Genomic DNA, 15,351 nt, shown 5'->3' on the forward strand with positions numbered 1-15,351 from the left:
AGATTATGTTCAGATTAAGTGATGCACGGAATTTTTTAATATTAACATGCTTGTTTTCTTTATTTTGTTATGATGCCAATTCATCTAGCGTTGCCACTTCAATAGAAAACCAACCACGACTTATTGTTGCTGGTGCATGTAATATAAATTTAGATCCGAAAACAAGTGAGTTTAAACTTGTATCTCCGATAACTGTAAGCGGACAATCGCAGAGGGCTAGATGTATCATTAGAATTAGTCCCTCTAATCCTCAAAAGCAAGTTAGGCTAGTGTTTTTAGCTTTAAAAGGTGAAGTAAAGAAAGCACCAGCAAGAGTAGCTATCTCATCACTTTTAATTGGCAATCAACCAACTCCTTCTCGTGTATTATATCAAAGTCCGTTATATGGAAGTTCTATTAAGTTTGATTTGACCGATAAAATACTTCCAACTAACTATACGACTAATGGTGTTTTCGGGATTAATTTAATATTACGAACGGACGGAGGAGAATTAGAGTTGACAGATTTGAAGTTTAGACTTGAACAAAAATAAAGTTTGGGATTGCTTGGCTTCATTTGATTACCTTCGCAAAGCTACTTAAACGAGCATAATTTTTCTATTGCTACAATACCATAATGGATTTATTCAAAAAATTGCGATCGCAAGTTGAGACTTTTCGACAATGCGATCGGTTTTTTGGATTTCGGAAGTGCGATCGCTTTACAGAATAATTTGCATTTTTATTTTTACAGAGGAATTAAAGAGCGATTATTTGGTTGTTAAGGGTTTACCAGTTACAGCTTACTATTAAGTTTAGCGATCGCCTGATCTTCTAGGTTGCTCATTACCCAATTTTAGAAAAAAGTAACACCCATCTACCTTATAGACATAGACAACATATTTTCTACTTCAGCCCAATACCCATGAATGAAATTGATTTAAATCCGATAACTCAAGGATTGTAAAGTTTGATTTTGGAATAAATTAACCTTCAATTTACCAGTTATATATATAAACATAGAAAGATAAAAAGCAACAAAGATACCAAATACAAAAATTATTTGGTATCTTTGGAGCTTTGTATTTTCTTGTCTTTGTTTTTATGGAGATTAAGGTATGCAATCCTTCAAAGGGTTCAGGAAACAGCTAGCTTTTCTGCTCTTAATAGGTTCTGCTGTGTTTTCCGCATCCTCATCTAATGCACAAGATGTATCCAGAACAGTCTTTGTCAATACTGATGTGATTATTGATCCTGCTGTCTTAATAAATCTATTTCCTACAGCTACTCAACTTGCTGTTGTCCAAATTGGTGGGATTGTTAGAATTGATGACTCTGGTATAGGTGTTGTTGATATTGACAGCACGACCGTCTACGATCCATTTGCAACCAACTACTTAAATAATAGACCTGTAGGTGGATCTCAATTTCAAGTTAACCAAAGTCCTAACCAAATAAGTGGTTTATTCACTGAGAAACCGGGGCAACCACTGCTATTGGATCTTTATTCTGGTGGTACTAATTCTCCTTCCTACAACAATGATGGTACAAATTGTAAGGTTTCGCGCTGTGTGGCACTCCATTATGGATATTACCAAACGATTAATTCAAATACAGAACTGAATCCCTCATTCTTGCGTTCGTTAATTGAGCTACGAGATCCCCGAAACCCTAATACTTCTAGATTAAGACAATACACAATGGTGTCTCCTAAACTCACCATTGTGAGTCCACGTCTTTCAGCAGTTACTCAACTTTTAGCAGTTACTCAAGGTCTTTCATCAGCAGTTACTCAACTTTCAAAACTCACTCCAATTTCAACGGTTACGCAACTTTCACAAGTTACTCCAATTTCAGCAGTTAGTCAACGTATTTCATCAGCAGTTACTCAAGGTTTTTCATCAGCAGTTACTCAACTTTCACAACTCACTCCAACTGAATATTATACAGTTTACAGCGAATACACAGATCCTCAACGGCCTCAGGTAACTACAACTAACTGGACTCAATTTCCAGTTAAGCGTGGTGAAACACCAATATTAAGCTTCACTAATAGTAGTTCCGACAATTCCGTGAGGATATCTAACGCTAGAGCTTTACGAAGTACTACCCAGATCCCGCTAGCTCAACTAAACTCGATAAATCTGCCACCAACAATACGTAATTTCCAAGCTGTTCCATCTGCTAATGTCACCTTATCTAGAAGCACCTTATCTGGAATCACAACAACTCCAGCAGTCAATCTAAATTTCCTAACCGCAGTCAATGCAAATCTTGTCCTTCAAAACCAAAACCAAATACCGAGTTTAAATCAAAACCAAATACGGAATTTCAATCAAAACCAAACTTTACCGACTATCAACAGATCCCGGTAATTTATCCAAAAAATTGCGATCGCAAGTTGAGACTTTTCGACAATGCGATCGCATTTTGGTTATTTTAATTTGTTGAGCGCGATCGCACAATAGCTTCGGAATTAGCAGCTAAGTCAGTTTCTCCTTTGAAACAGCCATCGCCTCAAAATTAAACCGGATTTTTGCCATGAGGGATAAAGTAAAAGCACCCACATTACCACGATGGTATATGAGCGCTAATAAATGAAACATTATTGAGGATAATCTATCTGCTATGACAGACCGAAGTAACTATAAGAATAGCAGGCGGTGGGTAAATAAACTGCAAGGGTAGTTACAAATGTTTTGTTAAAAATATTACTTACTGTAAGGTATTGTTTATTTTGCTAAAATGTGATATTACAGACTGGTTTGATGCCTACAGTGGGCTACAACCGCAAGAGAAATTATTTCCACCGTTTTCCTCCTGATTTTACCTGCACCCAAATCCTGACTTTTCACGTTATGTGGAAAAATCCAACGATTGACCTAACCCCCAACTCGTCGCTCTAATGCGGAAAATTCAAAGTCTCTCTCCTTAAAGGATGAGAGAAATAGAAGTGAGGTTTTCCAGATGCCGTGAAAAATCAGATCAGCGATCGCAGTCTCTTAATTTTTTTTGAGTAAATTATTCTTTGGTAGGTATTGAGCCAAAATCCTCAGCTCAATACCTATATTCTTTATCACAAAATCAGACTAATTTAATTATTATTTTGTCAATATAGCAATCCGATTTTATATTTGAACAGAGAAAAAATGGAAGGCTTATGAATCAAGCATTTTACGTAACGTACTCTTCACAATTTATTTAGGATTTCTATCGTAATTATAAAAACTATCAATATAATTTATTGTTAATTCTTTCCCAAAATAGTATTTACTATAATTTAATACTTGCGATACAAGCTGATGTTCTGGTAAGTTAATTCAGAAAAAATTCTGATTGCCTCATTAGTGGTCTGTCCCATTAGTTATGAAGGGTTTGTAGTGAGCGATTTATCGCTCAAATCTAGGACTAAAGTCCTTACTACGAACTTTTATAACCCTTCAAATTTACTAAAAATAAAGTCAGTAGCCCATCATAGACATCGCCTTACAGATAACCTAATTATTTCTTTTGCCTGATTTACCAGTTTGATTTGAAAGTTGGTGCTTTTGTATAACCCGCTCAATCTGGCAAGTCACCGCATCTATTCTATGTTTAACCTTATCAAAATCAATATTCACCCAAATATAGGCTTTGTCAGGTCTTTGCTGCTTATTCATATATTGCTTTCATTGTCAAGATATTTTTTATATCTATACAATATAGCTATCCTAATTTCTAAACTACTTTCTTTAGACGTATAAGTAGATATGCTTAATATTTACTTAAGATTTTACACAGTGATTCGTAGGGCTACAGCTAGCTGTGCTACTCCACTAAAAAAGACGCGATATTCCGCGCCTCTGGCAGCTAAAATCCAAATTTTAAGTCTTAGCTTAAATCTTTGTTTGTAGATATTGCACCAACTGCGGTGCTTGCATCACTCCCTCTATCCGATCCACAGGCTGACCCTGCTTAAACAGTACCAAGGTTGGTAGAGAGGCAATTTTATAGTGGGTAGCCAAATCTGTGTATTTTTCTGTGTCTATTTTGACAATTCGTAGGCGATCGCTAAGTTGGGCATTCACTTGTTCTAAAATTGGCACCATCATTTGGCATGGGCCACACCAGTCAGCGTAAAAATCTACTAATACAGGTACATCAGAAGCAGACAGCATCTCTTCAAAGCTGTTAAATTCCTTTTTAGTTGCCATGTGATACACACCGATTTTCAATTGTTGTTTCAATAGTAATTCTTAGAAAATAAAAGCGGTATAACTTCATGAGTTTTTGTTGGGAAAGAATTAGATTAGTCAAAATAAACTGATTGTCCCGCAAAAAATCTTAAATAATTATAACTAAATCACCATAAGATAATTAGCGCGGTATTTCTAAGATTGAGGAAGATTAAATGACACTATTACAAGATAAAGTCGCAATTATTACAGGTGCATCACGAGGAATTGGTCGAGCGATCGCAATTGAATTAGCCTTACAAGGAGCGATCGCAGTTATCAATTATGCCAGTTCTAGTGCAGCAGCTGAAGCAGTTGTTACAGAAATTACAAGTGCGGGAGGTCAGGCGATCGCTATCCAAGCTGATGTTTCTAAAGGCGATCAAGTAGATGCATTAGTTAAGACCGTCATGGAAAAGTTCAGTCGTGTGGATATCTTAGTCAACAACGCAGGTATTACCCGCGACAATCTGCTTTTGCGTTTGAAGACAGAGGATTGGCAAGCTGTGATAGACCTAAATCTAACTGGTGTTTTCTTATGTACACGCGCCATCAGTAAAATTATGCTTAAGCAGCGATCGGGACGGATTATCAACATTACTTCCGTTGCAGGGCTAATGGGCAACCCAGGACAGTCAAACTACAGCGCCGCCAAAGCAGGTGTAATCGGCTTCACCAAAAGCGTTGCCAAAGAACTAGCTACTCGCGGCATCACCGTTAACGCCGTCGCCCCTGGATTCATCGCCACCGACATGACCAGCGATCTCAACAACCCCGAAGATATTCTGAAATACATTCCACTCGGTCGCTTCGGTCAACCAGAAGAAATCGCTGGCATGGTGCGCTTCCTCGCCGCCGATCCCGCCGCCACCTACATCACCGGACAAGTCTTTAACGTCGATGGCGGCATGGTAATGGCGTAATACCAATTTAAAAAAGAATGCGACAAATACACCATTTGTAGAGACGCGATTCATCGCGTCTTTACCCAAGGATGTGTTGCAATCATTAATTAAATCGGTATAAGTAGAGACACAATTCATCGCGTCTACAGCATTTTCGTAGGGTGTGTTACCCCAAAAGCGTAACGCACCCATTTTATTTCAGGTAGTTCACTCTCGTAAATCGAGTTTTCAACTTCTAAACTAACTTCAAAGGTCATAAACTTTTCAAGAATCGGTAATATCACATTATACAAAGAATGATGTACCACCCTAAGCTAATCGGCATTTAAGTTGCATAAAGGTAGGGCTGAAGCCCTTACTACAAGCTAATCATTCTGGAAAAATGAATGACGATTAGCTTATCTCGATAGGGAGCCGCAGAAATCATGCGAATTTTTGGCTCTTTGATATAAAAAGTTCTATAATTACCTGGCTGATAAATTTTGCCTTCTAGTTCTTGTTGTATTTTGATTAATTCAGTTTCTAAATTATAATTAAACGGTAAAACTTGTTCTCTAAATCGCTTGCCTTTCTGCGCTTTTCGTGCAGCAAGCAATATATTTTGAAACTCAATAATTTCAGGGTAAAGATTACCGTAACGTTTCATAAAATAGTAGTTCTCATAATCCCCGACTCAATACTGCTCAGTTAATAATATTTGTAGGTTGGGTTGAGGAACGAAACCCAACAAACCGCGCAAAATGTTGGGTTTCGCAAAGCCTCAACCCAACCTACACATTTTTTTCTAAAAAGTTGGGTATCTTGTTATTCACGAATGATTCTAATTACTATATAATAAATGCTATACTTTATTTTGCTGTTTAATCCAACCACCTAAATCTGTACCAATATCGTTGATTTCCCGGCATATTCATATCTATATAAGAGTCCTCGCTGCAGCACCACACACCACCCGAAAACCGAAGTCGTTGACGTCGTTGCCGGGATAGTACCTGAGGCGGATAGCAGAACGACAGTAACCAGGATCGACTGAATTTGAGGAGCAGTTAAAACAGGTTTGAGAAAAAACCCCCGTTTGGCAACATCTGTAACTGTCTCACGGATATCTATCTGACTAGGAATACTACTTGGCAACTTTTGCATCAGTAACCGCCAACCTCGTCGCAATTGTTGACGCCGCACAGAAAAATAATCTCCTTCTTTCAGCTTCGTCGAAACGGAGGTAACAACAGCAGCGTCGCTAGAAGCAGGGGTTAACGATTCTTCTTCTTGTTCTTCTTCTGGCTGGTTTTGATTCTCCTCAATTTTGTTTAGTGGTTTACTTTTATCAGATGAACTTGTCTTTGAACGCGCTGATTTTTTTGAATTTGATGAATCAATAATTGGAGATTTGCTAAGTCTTGCCGGATGGGATAAAATTTCATTCCAGCACTGGTCAAAAAGGCGCTGTTGTTGCCGAGATTTTACCCAGACAGTTTGACACAGCCGCGCTACTGCTTGTTTATCAGCAATTGCTAAATAATACTGGTCAATACCTAAAGGTAAGCCAGCATCTCGCAGTCCCAAAAATAAATTTAGCAGTGGCGGTTCAGTCATGCTTTTTGCGTTTAAGAGTTATCTTAACCTGACTAACTACAGTGTACATACAGATAGAATTACCCCCCTTAATCCCCCCTTGTAAAGGGGGGGAAACCGGAAAATTAGTTCCCTCCCCAATACATACGGGGAGGGTTAGGGCTTTCAAGGGTAGGTGTTTAAAAATTAGGCACTAGAGAGGGTGATTTGGGAAACATTGAGTTGTGGAATGAAGCTTGGCCAAGGTTCAGGAAAAAAACCAGCCTGTGGTAACGTCAAATGATTGAGGAATGCGGCTTTAATCACTAAATAGCCACGTCGAAAACAACTCAAACCTTCGGTTTTTTTTTCTGTGTAAGAAAATTGCGTCTGGCAATATGATTGGGGGGTAACTCATCGACACCACTGATATGCTCCTTGGCATCAACGACACCGCCAACACTTACCTGCCATAAAATTGCGATCGCTAACGCCAACCAATGTCGTTCAGCTCGTTATTCTCTAAGTTGCTGACGTACAGTGTTCTCTTTTTTGCCCAATAATGTCGCTAAAAATACAGAAACCGTCGTTAAACCACATGATTGGGTCATCACAATGCCAAAACTCCACATTGCTAATACAACTGCTTGAGATTTGGTCAGATGCGGCATTTTTTTGATCACTGTTCTCGTCCACTCATTTAATGGCTCATTCTTGACCACTTGCATCCAAAGAAAACCTCAGAGTAAAGTTAACGATCGCTCCCCATGAAGAGAGTGGTTTCTACCCACAAACCTCAGTTCGCTATCATACCTTACATTTGGCGACTTTCTTAAACACCTACCCTTGAAAGCTCCCCACTCCCTACTCCCAGATTACGATACAATACAGCCCACGGGCGCTTGTTTAGGGGTTGGGCAATGACTTCTGTAATTAATGTAAATTTACCAGACCAGTCTTATGAGATTGCGATCGCACCTTCGAGTTTAGATCAACTGGGTCAACAGATGGCCAGTCTGAAGCTAGGCAAGAAGGTATTGCTAGTTTCTAATCCGACTATTTTTAAGCATTTTGGGGAAAGAGCGATAACTTCTCTGCGAGACGCTACGCGAACGTTAAGCTCCGCTAACGCATCCCTAACATCTGCTGGATTTGAAGTTGCTAGCTGCACTCTACCACCAGGTGAACGCTACAAAACCCTCAATTCCATCCAAAAACTTTACGATATCGCCTTAGAAAACCGCCTAGAACGTTCTTCTACAATGGTGGCTTTGGGCGGAGGTGTAATTGGCGATATGACTGGCTTTGCAGCCGCAACTTGGCTGCGCGGCATTAATGTTGTCCAAGTGCCTACAACTCTCTTGGCGATGGTGGATTCGGCAATTGGTGGCAAAACTGGCGTGAATCATCCCCACGGCAAAAACTTGATTGGGGCATTCCATCAACCGCGCTTGGTTTTGATTGACCCAGAAGTATTGAAAACTCTACCTATGCGTGAGTTTCGCGCCGGAATGGCAGAAGTTATTAAATATGGTGTAATTTGGGATGCCGAATTGTTTGCCCAATTGGAAGCAAGTAAACGTCTCGACCAACTCCGCTATGTAAAACCTGAACTGATACATACCATATTAATGCGCTCTTGTCAAGCTAAAGCTGATGTTGTTAGCAAAGATGAGAAAGAAGGCGGATTGCGGGCGATTCTCAACTATGGACATACCATCGGTCATGCAGTGGAAAGTTTGACTGGTTATCGTCTAGTAAATCACGGTGAAGCGGTGGCCATTGGTATGGTAGCAGCCGGTCAAATTGCTGTGGAATTGGGAATGTGGCAAAAAGAAGACACGGAACGTCAAAATGCTTTAATTCAAAAAGCAGGTTTACCGACTCAGTTACCATCTGGGGTAGATATTGAAGCAATTATTGACGCGTTGCAGTTAGATAAGAAAGTCAAAGCAGGGAAAGTGCGGTTCGTTTTACCAACAGAGATTGGTGTAGTTACAGTTACCGATGAAGTGCCATCGGATATCATTCGGCAAGTTTTGCAGGGAATGTGAAGAATTTGAAGAAGAATTCAGGAGTCAGAATAAAAATTAGTTCCACTGTCCTTCAATTACGAATTACGAATTAATCAGCCATGATACTCCAAGCCAAGAATCAATTAACCTTGCAAGAGTTCTTAAATCTTTCACCAGGTGAGGGAGATATAACTTATGAACTTGTTGATGGTCAAGCAATTCCTAAAATGTCACCAAAATTTTTTCACGCAAAACTTACGCGCGTGCTTCTCAATTTGATTGAGCAATCGTGTGAGGGGAAAGGAGAAGTTTGCCCGGAATGGGCTGTTGCATTAACCCGTCGGGGGCGAGATTGGATGCCAATTCCAGATATTTTGTACATTTCTTATGAAAGTTTACCCGCTAACTGGGATGAAAACGAAGCTTGTCCTGTTCCTCCTGATTTGGTGATTGAAATTATTTCGCCCGGACAAACCTTTGGACAAATGGCAGCTAAAGCCAAAGACTATTTAGATGCTAAGGTGTTGCGGGTGTGGGTGGTAGATAGTAAAGCGAGAAGCATTACTGTTTTTTATCCAGATGCAGCACCACAAACTTATATGGGAGAAGAATTACTCAAAGATTCTTTATTTGAGGGATTGGAATTTACTGTTGAGCAGGTGTTTCAAAAGGCAAAAATACCATTAGGAATGTGAATTAAATAAAATGCAAAACTTCATCAATTATCTAGCTTCCCTCTCCTTTATAAGGAGAGGCATTGAGGGTGAGGTAAGCTGTCGGACATAAATTGTATGTTATTAGGACTTATGCACTGTACAAATGCATCATGATGTGAATTAACGAAAATGGGTTCTTTCAGGCTTTTCGTAATTATCCTCCAATCGTAAATAGATCATGCTGTAGGGGCACAGCAATGCTGTGCCCCTACGAAAGATGTGGTTTTTAAACTTAATCTATATTTGGTATTTCTTGTCAATGCGTAAGTCCTAGTTATTTAATTCTTATTCCTTAGATACCGAATAGCACACTTTTTACATCTAGCACAATTCTCTTCATCTCAACGTCCATCGAAATTTCAATCGGCGGTTACTACTCAAACTTTTATATCTTTATCCAGCAACGCCCTAGTTTTGAAACTGCGATTCTTTCTGCGATCGCTGCTGGCTATTTGTTGGTTGCAGTTTGTAAAATAAAGCTGGTGGCGTAGCTTTGCGGAAAGCACCGCAGTAGTGCATAGTCATAACCGCTTTAAAAGCCCAATGGTTTGATGGCACATCACTAAAGGGATTCGGTAAAGTTTCTGCTTGATTCTGAACACAAGCATTCAAAACTTGATTCGATTTTGCTGGTGTATCGGTAGTAGGTTCTTGAGATTTAACAGGGGTAACAAAGCTAGTAGTAGCTAGTACTACGACTGTTGCCAGAAGTTTGCAGTTCATAATTTGAGTTTAGGGATGAAAGGCTACCCTATGTTAGTTCCCAGGCTGTTGCCCAGGAACTATAATAAACTTGCTGAGATTAAGCGTTAGAAAACATGGTAAGCATTACTAACATAACAACTAATGCACTGATCCAAAGAGCTAACGATCCCCAACTAACTGAATCTTTTTGTACTCTTTGCCAGAAATTAGTAACTAAGTTATTCCGAATTGCCATTTGATAACCTCCAATTTTTATTAAACTTGCACTGACTGAATGCATTAAGCCCAATACAGTTCAGTTAAGGATTTGTGGTACTGATTTTAAACCTGTAGAGACGCGAAATTTCGCGTCTTTACCAAGGTTTTTGGGCTTAACTGAACGGTATTGGCATTAAGCCTGGATTGAGTAAATAAAAGTTAATCTTTCGGGGTATCAGCCTTTATTTACTGAATCCCAGAGATTAACCAACAGAGATTTAAATTAATTCATGCAGCCATTCCCAATGCATGTATCTCAACGCATTACTGAAATCTAAAAAACGAACAAAAATTTACAAAAAGATATTTGTCGATGCTTAACTTGATTGTCCCACACGTAACTGTTTACACTGAAAAATTTGGCGAGTTTGAAAAATTTCTTAACGTTGTCTTAACTAAGTATAAAAATTAGTATTTTTAAATCAAAAACTACTTAAGTATTGATTCTGTTTCGCTTTTACTCGTGATTTATCTAGACTTGAAAATAGACACAATTAACAGTAAAAAGGCAGGTAAATAATGGTGCAACAAATAAGACATAATGAACCGCAATATACCTGTAAGCTGTTACGCAAATAATATTGTACATTTACCTGATGACTGATGACTGATGACTGATGACTGTTGACTGTTGAATGTTGACCCTTGACTGATGACTGAAAACCCGTCAACAGTCAACAGTTAACGACATCAAAAGTGTTTATATAGTTTAGACGCGCATCAGCTTATCATTCCAGTTGAGAAAATTACAGGCAACCAAGACGAAGAAATCATGAGAATTGCTGGCATCAGCCGACTATGCAAAAAACAAGGTGAAGAATTGTTAGCATCTACCTATGGTTGTAATGAATCACAAATTTTGGAATTAATTCAGCAAGCCCGAATTGAACTAATAACTCAGTGGTGTGCCCCTCAAGAGCGCAGAGGCATATAAAATCAACGTGGTAACTCGCCCTGAACGCTAACAAGCGATGTGTACGACGGGCTATGCCTACGCATGAGGTAGTAAAGGCACTGAAGTGGAAAAACTAATATAGAGAAGTGGAAAAAACAGCGCCGCACTACCAACTAAACTATGTTAACGTTCAAAACTCTGCTACGCGTCCGCCACTATGAGATGGACGCCCTTGGGCATGTAAATAACGCCGTCTACCAAAATTATCTAGAACAAGCAGCCATTGAGCATTCAGAATACCTGGGCTTAACTTTGGATGTATATCGACAAGTAGGTGGCGTATTTGTGATGCGGCGGGTAGAAATTGACTATTTACGCCCAGCAGTAGCAGGCGATACCCTAGAAGTCACTACCTGGTTGAAGGAAATGCGCGGGACTCGTGCCTTGCGATGCTACGAAATTCGTAAACAAAACCAAGATAATTTGTTAGTAACGGCAGAGGCGCTATGGGTTTGGGTGGATGCACAGACTATGCGCCCACGACCAATTCCCAGTATCATGTTAGACAAATTTTTGCAAATCCAAAACCCAGGTGTTACAAGCTAAAAATGGTTTGTTATTCGCCATTTAATAAATCTTAATTATTCTCATGAAAAACAAATGATTGATTTTTTACTCAGGTAATGCTGACGATCAAGAATACACAACTATGATGTTATAAGTGCAAAATCTAAATTTGTAGGAACTGCAATCAAAATTAGCTTAGTAAATCAGGATTTTCAAGTCAATATTATGGAGCAAAGTCAGCCACAACCGCGCCGTGTCGCCGATCAAGTGTTTCAAGAATCCCTCGATCAGTTGGAGGATATCTTACAAGAAAGTTCAACTGAGGATGAAGAAATCCCCCAAGCACAACTGCATACTAGTAATCTCAGTGAAGTCGAACTCGATCAAGACTTGACAGATATTGATTTAGCGGCTCTTGAGGACGCAGTTGCTGATATTGAACAATATCTCGAAGAAATAACAAAAACTAAAGAAAAGTTATGAGTTTTAACTCCTAACTCCTAACTCCTACCTCCTAACTCCTAACTCCTACCTCCTAACTCCTAACTCCTAACTCCTAACTCCTAACTCCTAACTCCTAACTCTTGACTTATTTGCCGCCGAGCTTCGTACAACATTAAAGCAGCTGCGATCGCTACATTCAATGATTCCACTCCAGGACTCAAAGGAATTCTTACTTGTTTGTCTGCGATCGCTGCTAATTCTGCTGACAATCCAGCACCCTCATTTCCCAGTAAAATCAGACTGGGTTTGCGCCAGTCCACTTCCCAATAAGTTAAAGTCGCACTGGGTAAGGTTGCCACTACTTGCATTCCTGCCTGCTGACTTTGTTGAACTGTAGCTTTTAAATCTTCGCTTACGGCTGTTGCTAGGCGAAACCATTGCCCTGCTGAAGCCCGGAGAACTTTGGGACTGTCTAAATCTACACTGTCTGCACTTACCCATAATCCTGATGCTCCAGCAGCAGCAGCAGTGCGAATCATTGTACCCAGATTGCCGGGATCTTGCACGGTTTCTAAAGCCAGAATTATACCAGTAAATGGTAGTTGAGTTTGGCGAACACCTCCCGTGGGCGAAGCGCCAACGCTTCGTTTTGCCGTTGCAACTACACCATCCGGTTGGACTGTAGTAGCGATCGCATCCAAAATTTCTTTGCTCACAATTTCGGCGCGATCGCATCGGCTACAAGCTTCTTCCCAGAGTGAAGGGTGGGCTGCTTGCCAATCTGGAGTACAACAAACTGTTTCTAGTGGGTAATTTACCGCACAAGCTTCCTCTAACAGATGTGTCCCTTCTAATAAAAATAACTGCTGCTTGTGCCGCTCCTTGGTGGAGTGGAGTTTGCGGATTTGCTTGACTAAGGAATTTTGTAAGCTGGTCAACATCAAAAAGTTAGGAGTTAGGAATTAGGAGTTAGGAGTTAATTTAGTTTTCTTTCAACTCATAACTCTTAACTTCTAACTCCTAACTTGATAGTATGCGGAACCCGGGACTTGAACCCGGAAGCCTTGCGGCACTAGAACCTGAATCTAGCGCGTCTGCCATTCCGCCAGTTCCGCTCGCACTTGTCTTTATAGACAATTTCCTATTATTGCGTTATGTTTTACCTTTGTCAAGTAAAAATATAACGCCTCCTTTAAGAGGCTCAGACTGGAAACAAGTTTTTCCGGGCATTAGGTCGAATCAAAATATTAACTGAACAGTACAGCATTGATTTTTAGAGAACACTTAAGTTAGTTTACTGAGTATTTAATTTAGCTTAAAACTACTACTTCTTCGTTCATTTTTGTTAAATTCTTTAAAATCTCAAAACGCTTGCGGCGGCTGGTTTTTAACCATTATTCTTCACAAAAAAACAATTGTTTTATGCAATATGCTGTTCTAAGATGTGGACAATTTGAATCTTTACTGTAGAATCAAAACCAACTTCAAACATATAAAATACGTATTACTTTTGGAGGTAGGCTTATCAATCCTTCTACCAGCTTACCAGATGCCAAAATTGCTCCAGAAGCGGACTCCTCAGTCTTGCAAATTTGGGGTGGGCATCCTTTGCGAGGTCATGTGAAAATTAGCGGGGCAAAAAATGCAGCCCTGGTAATCATGGCTGGAGCCTTGCTGTGTCCGGGCGATTGTCGTATCCGCAATGTCCCCTTATTGGCGGATGTAGACCGGATGGGTCAGGTATTATTGGCTTTGGGAGTACGTTTAACCCGGCAAGGCGATATTTTAGACATCAACGCCAGCGAAATTAAAACATCAAAAGCTCCCTACGAACTAGTTACCCAACTGAGGGCGAGTTTCTTCGCCATTGGTGCCATTCTGGCAAGATTGGGAGTAGCACAGATGCCCTTACCAGGCGGTTGTGCTATTGGGGCAAGACCAGTTGACTTGCATGTTCGAGGACTGCAAGCAATGGGAGCGGAAGTACAAATTGAGCATGGTATTTGTAATGCCTATGTCCCCGGCAGCAGCCGGAGATTAAAAGGTGCGAAGATTTACTTAGACATCGCCAGTGTCGGAGCTACGGAAAACTTGATGATGGCGGCTACCCTGGCAGAGGGCGAAACGATCATCGAAAATGCTGCCAGAGAACCGGAAGTAGTTGATTTAGCTAACTTCTGTAACGCGATGGGAGCGAAGATTCAGGGGGCGGGGACTAGCAGAATTATTATCGAAGGAGTCCCCAAGCTGCATTCTGTTGACTACAGTATCATTCCCGATCGCATTGAGGCTGGAACGTTTTTGCTAGCAGCAGCAATTACCCGTTCCGAACTTCTGCTCTCGCCAGTGGCTCCAGAACATCTTATACCAGTGATTGCCAAGCTGCGGGATATTGGGGTGACCATAATTGAGGACAAGCCTGAACACTTACGCATTCTGCCTGCGGAAACTTTCAAAGCAACGGATATTGAAACTCAATATCATCCAGGTTTTCCCACAGATATGCAAGCGCCGTTCATGTCTTTGCTGACATTGGCCGAAGGCGACAGCGTGATTAACGAATCTGTCTTTGAAAATCGCTTGCGTCATGCCTCAGAGTTGAATCGCTTGGGGGCAGACATTCGTGTTAAAGGCAACGCTGCTTTCGTTCGGGGAGTACCGAAACTATCTGGCGCACCAGTATTAGGTACAGACTTACGAGCATCAGCAGCCCTAGTCATAGCAGGACTGGCGGCAGAAGGAAAAACCACAATTCAAGGATTACAGCACCTCGATCGCGGCTATGATCGACTCGATGTGAAGTTGCAGCAATTGGGCGCTAAAATCCTCCGTGTGGGCGAAGCATCAGCAGATGCAGAAATCGCTCCCAGCATCAGTAGTCTGTCAAGTTGAAATTGATAGGTTGAACAAGAGGAATTGCCGCAGGCGGCGGGGGACAAGGGGAAAGACTTGTTGCAAGTTCTCCGCTGCTCCCTGTCCCCTGCCTCTTCGTTGAGACTGAGGCGGGAATGAGGGAGATAAGCAAGGTAAAATTTTCTCCCCCCTGCCCACCCTGGTTAACAAATTTCGCGGAATTCCCCATCCGTCTTACGGTAGGCA

Annotated in this window: 16 protein-coding genes, 1 tRNA gene and 1 pseudogene; 9 read left to right on the forward strand and 9 right to left on the reverse strand. The window is 40.7% G+C overall.

What is annotated here, in order from left to right:
- The first annotated feature begins 5 nt into the window (after positions 1-5).
- Together D1367_RS23380 and D1367_RS23385 are read left to right on the forward strand one after the other, a co-directional pair.
- The gene (locus tag D1367_RS23380; protein WP_118168590.1) at positions 6-533 is read left to right on the forward strand and encodes a hypothetical protein; all 528 of its coding nucleotides are present in this window, start codon (positions 6-8) and stop codon (positions 531-533) included.
- 564 nt (positions 534-1,097) lie between these two features.
- Positions 1,098-2,354, forward strand: a complete 1,257-nt coding sequence (locus tag D1367_RS23385) for a hypothetical protein (RefSeq protein WP_118168592.1) — start codon at positions 1,098-1,100, stop codon at positions 2,352-2,354.
- Positions 2,355-3,476: 1,122 nt separating this feature from the next.
- Here D1367_RS23385 and D1367_RS31205 read toward each other — a convergent pair.
- Both D1367_RS31205 and trxA read right to left on the reverse strand, forming a co-directional pair.
- On the reverse strand, positions 3,477-3,638 hold the full coding sequence (locus tag D1367_RS31205; protein ID WP_181984937.1) for a hypothetical protein: 162 nt from the start codon (positions 3,636-3,638) through the stop codon (positions 3,477-3,479).
- A 216-nt stretch (positions 3,639-3,854) separates the two neighbouring features.
- The gene (gene trxA, locus D1367_RS23390) at positions 3,855-4,172 is read right to left on the reverse strand and encodes a thioredoxin (RefSeq protein WP_118168594.1); all 318 of its coding nucleotides are present in this window, start codon (positions 4,170-4,172) and stop codon (positions 3,855-3,857) included.
- Positions 4,173-4,369: 197 nt separating this feature from the next.
- Between trxA and fabG the strand changes: the two genes are divergently transcribed.
- Positions 4,370-5,116 carry a 3-oxoacyl-[acyl-carrier-protein] reductase gene (fabG, locus tag D1367_RS23395; protein ID WP_118168596.1) on the forward strand — a complete coding sequence of 249 codons (747 nt, stop codon included), beginning with the start codon at positions 4,370-4,372 and terminating at the stop codon, positions 5,114-5,116.
- 373 nt (positions 5,117-5,489) lie between these two features.
- On the opposite strand, the pseudogene D1367_RS23400 reads toward fabG, so the two are convergent.
- From D1367_RS23400 to D1367_RS23415, 4 genes and pseudogenes are all read right to left on the reverse strand, one after another.
- A pseudogene (locus tag D1367_RS23400) lies at positions 5,490-5,744 on the reverse strand (RNA-dependent DNA polymerase); the annotation flags it as partial.
- A gap of 227 nt (positions 5,745-5,971) precedes the next feature.
- Positions 5,972-6,694 carry a hypothetical protein gene (locus tag D1367_RS31880; protein WP_220450974.1) on the reverse strand — a complete coding sequence of 241 codons (723 nt, stop codon included), beginning with the start codon at positions 6,692-6,694 and terminating at the stop codon, positions 5,972-5,974.
- A gap of 308 nt (positions 6,695-7,002) precedes the next feature.
- Positions 7,003-7,149: a hypothetical protein gene (locus D1367_RS31210; RefSeq protein WP_181984850.1), complete on the reverse strand. Its 147-nt coding sequence runs from the start codon at positions 7,147-7,149 to the stop codon at positions 7,003-7,005.
- Between the two features lie 18 nt (positions 7,150-7,167).
- The gene (locus D1367_RS23415; RefSeq protein ID WP_181984849.1) at positions 7,168-7,323 is read right to left on the reverse strand and encodes a hypothetical protein; all 156 of its coding nucleotides are present in this window, start codon (positions 7,321-7,323) and stop codon (positions 7,168-7,170) included.
- A 249-nt stretch (positions 7,324-7,572) separates the two neighbouring features.
- Between D1367_RS23415 and aroB the strand changes: the two genes are divergently transcribed.
- Together aroB and D1367_RS23425 are read left to right on the forward strand one after the other, a co-directional pair.
- The gene (gene aroB / locus D1367_RS23420; protein WP_118168598.1) at positions 7,573-8,706 is read left to right on the forward strand and encodes a 3-dehydroquinate synthase; all 1,134 of its coding nucleotides are present in this window, start codon (positions 7,573-7,575) and stop codon (positions 8,704-8,706) included.
- A gap of 80 nt (positions 8,707-8,786) precedes the next feature.
- Positions 8,787-9,362 (forward strand): Uma2 family endonuclease, encoded by a 576-nt coding sequence (locus tag D1367_RS23425; protein WP_118168600.1) that lies wholly within the window; start codon positions 8,787-8,789, stop codon positions 9,360-9,362.
- Between the two features lie 429 nt (positions 9,363-9,791).
- Here the strand turns inward: D1367_RS23425 and D1367_RS23430 are convergent, their stop codons facing one another.
- Positions 9,792-10,106: an S-layer protein gene (locus D1367_RS23430; RefSeq protein WP_118168602.1), complete on the reverse strand. Its 315-nt coding sequence runs from the start codon at positions 10,104-10,106 to the stop codon at positions 9,792-9,794.
- A 1,012-nt stretch (positions 10,107-11,118) separates the two neighbouring features.
- On the opposite strand from D1367_RS23430, the gene D1367_RS23440 reads away from it, so the two are divergent.
- The 3 genes from D1367_RS23440 (at position 11,119) to D1367_RS23450 (ending at position 12,291) form a co-directional block, all read left to right on the forward strand.
- Positions 11,119-11,280 (forward strand): hypothetical protein, encoded by a 162-nt coding sequence (locus D1367_RS23440; RefSeq protein WP_323808667.1) that lies wholly within the window; start codon positions 11,119-11,121, stop codon positions 11,278-11,280.
- Between the two features lie 141 nt (positions 11,281-11,421).
- A complete protein-coding gene (locus tag D1367_RS23445) occupies positions 11,422-11,847 on the forward strand; it encodes an acyl-CoA thioesterase (RefSeq protein ID WP_118168608.1) in 426 nt (141 codons plus the stop codon).
- A gap of 186 nt (positions 11,848-12,033) precedes the next feature.
- The gene (locus D1367_RS23450) at positions 12,034-12,291 is read left to right on the forward strand and encodes a hypothetical protein (protein ID WP_118168610.1); all 258 of its coding nucleotides are present in this window, start codon (positions 12,034-12,036) and stop codon (positions 12,289-12,291) included.
- Between the two features lie 80 nt (positions 12,292-12,371).
- Here D1367_RS23450 and D1367_RS23455 read toward each other — a convergent pair whose 3' ends face one another.
- Complete coding sequence (locus tag D1367_RS23455; protein ID WP_118168612.1) at positions 12,372-13,193, reverse strand: TrmH family RNA methyltransferase; 822 nt, start codon at positions 13,191-13,193, stop codon at positions 12,372-12,374.
- A 93-nt stretch (positions 13,194-13,286) separates the two neighbouring features.
- Positions 13,287-13,367: transfer RNA gene (locus D1367_RS23460), tRNA-Leu, on the reverse strand.
- Positions 13,368-13,776: 409 nt separating this feature from the next.
- On the opposite strand from D1367_RS23460, the gene murA reads away from it, so the two are divergent.
- Positions 13,777-15,144: a UDP-N-acetylglucosamine 1-carboxyvinyltransferase gene (gene murA / locus D1367_RS23465; protein WP_118168614.1), complete on the forward strand. Its 1,368-nt coding sequence runs from the start codon at positions 13,777-13,779 to the stop codon at positions 15,142-15,144.
- Positions 15,145-15,351: the final 207 nt, after the last annotated feature.

Origin of the sequence: Nostoc sphaeroides (genome assembly GCF_003443655.1) — a bacterium.
GTDB lineage: Bacteria > Cyanobacteriota > Cyanobacteriia > Cyanobacteriales > Nostocaceae > Nostoc > Nostoc sphaeroides.

Coding starts and splice junctions, on each gene's coding strand:
- D1367_RS23430 (WP_118168602.1), bottom strand. CDS start 10,106: ATGAACTGCAAACTTCTGGCAACAGTCGTAGTACTAGCTACTACTAGC.
- D1367_RS23385 (WP_118168592.1), top strand. CDS start 1,098: ATGCAATCCTTCAAAGGGTTCAGGAAACAGCTAGCTTTTCTGCTCTTA.
- D1367_RS31880 (WP_220450974.1), bottom strand. CDS start 6,694: ATGACTGAACCGCCACTGCTAAATTTATTTTTGGGACTGCGAGATGCT.
- D1367_RS23440 (WP_323808667.1), top strand. CDS start 11,119: ATGAGAATTGCTGGCATCAGCCGACTATGCAAAAAACAAGGTGAAGAA.
- D1367_RS23455 (WP_118168612.1), bottom strand. CDS start 13,193: ATGTTGACCAGCTTACAAAATTCCTTAGTCAAGCAAATCCGCAAACTC.
- fabG (WP_118168596.1), top strand. CDS start 4,370: ATGACACTATTACAAGATAAAGTCGCAATTATTACAGGTGCATCACGA.
- D1367_RS23380 (WP_118168590.1), top strand. CDS start 6: ATGTTCAGATTAAGTGATGCACGGAATTTTTTAATATTAACATGCTTG.
- D1367_RS23415 (WP_181984849.1), bottom strand. CDS start 7,323: ATGCCGCATCTGACCAAATCTCAAGCAGTTGTATTAGCAATGTGGAGT.
- aroB (WP_118168598.1), top strand. CDS start 7,573: ATGACTTCTGTAATTAATGTAAATTTACCAGACCAGTCTTATGAGATT.
- D1367_RS23450 (WP_118168610.1), top strand. CDS start 12,034: ATGGAGCAAAGTCAGCCACAACCGCGCCGTGTCGCCGATCAAGTGTTT.
- trxA (WP_118168594.1), bottom strand. CDS start 4,172: ATGGCAACTAAAAAGGAATTTAACAGCTTTGAAGAGATGCTGTCTGCT.
- D1367_RS31205 (WP_181984937.1), bottom strand. CDS start 3,638: ATGAATAAGCAGCAAAGACCTGACAAAGCCTATATTTGGGTGAATATT.
- D1367_RS23445 (WP_118168608.1), top strand. CDS start 11,422: ATGTTAACGTTCAAAACTCTGCTACGCGTCCGCCACTATGAGATGGAC.
- D1367_RS23425 (WP_118168600.1), top strand. CDS start 8,787: ATGATACTCCAAGCCAAGAATCAATTAACCTTGCAAGAGTTCTTAAAT.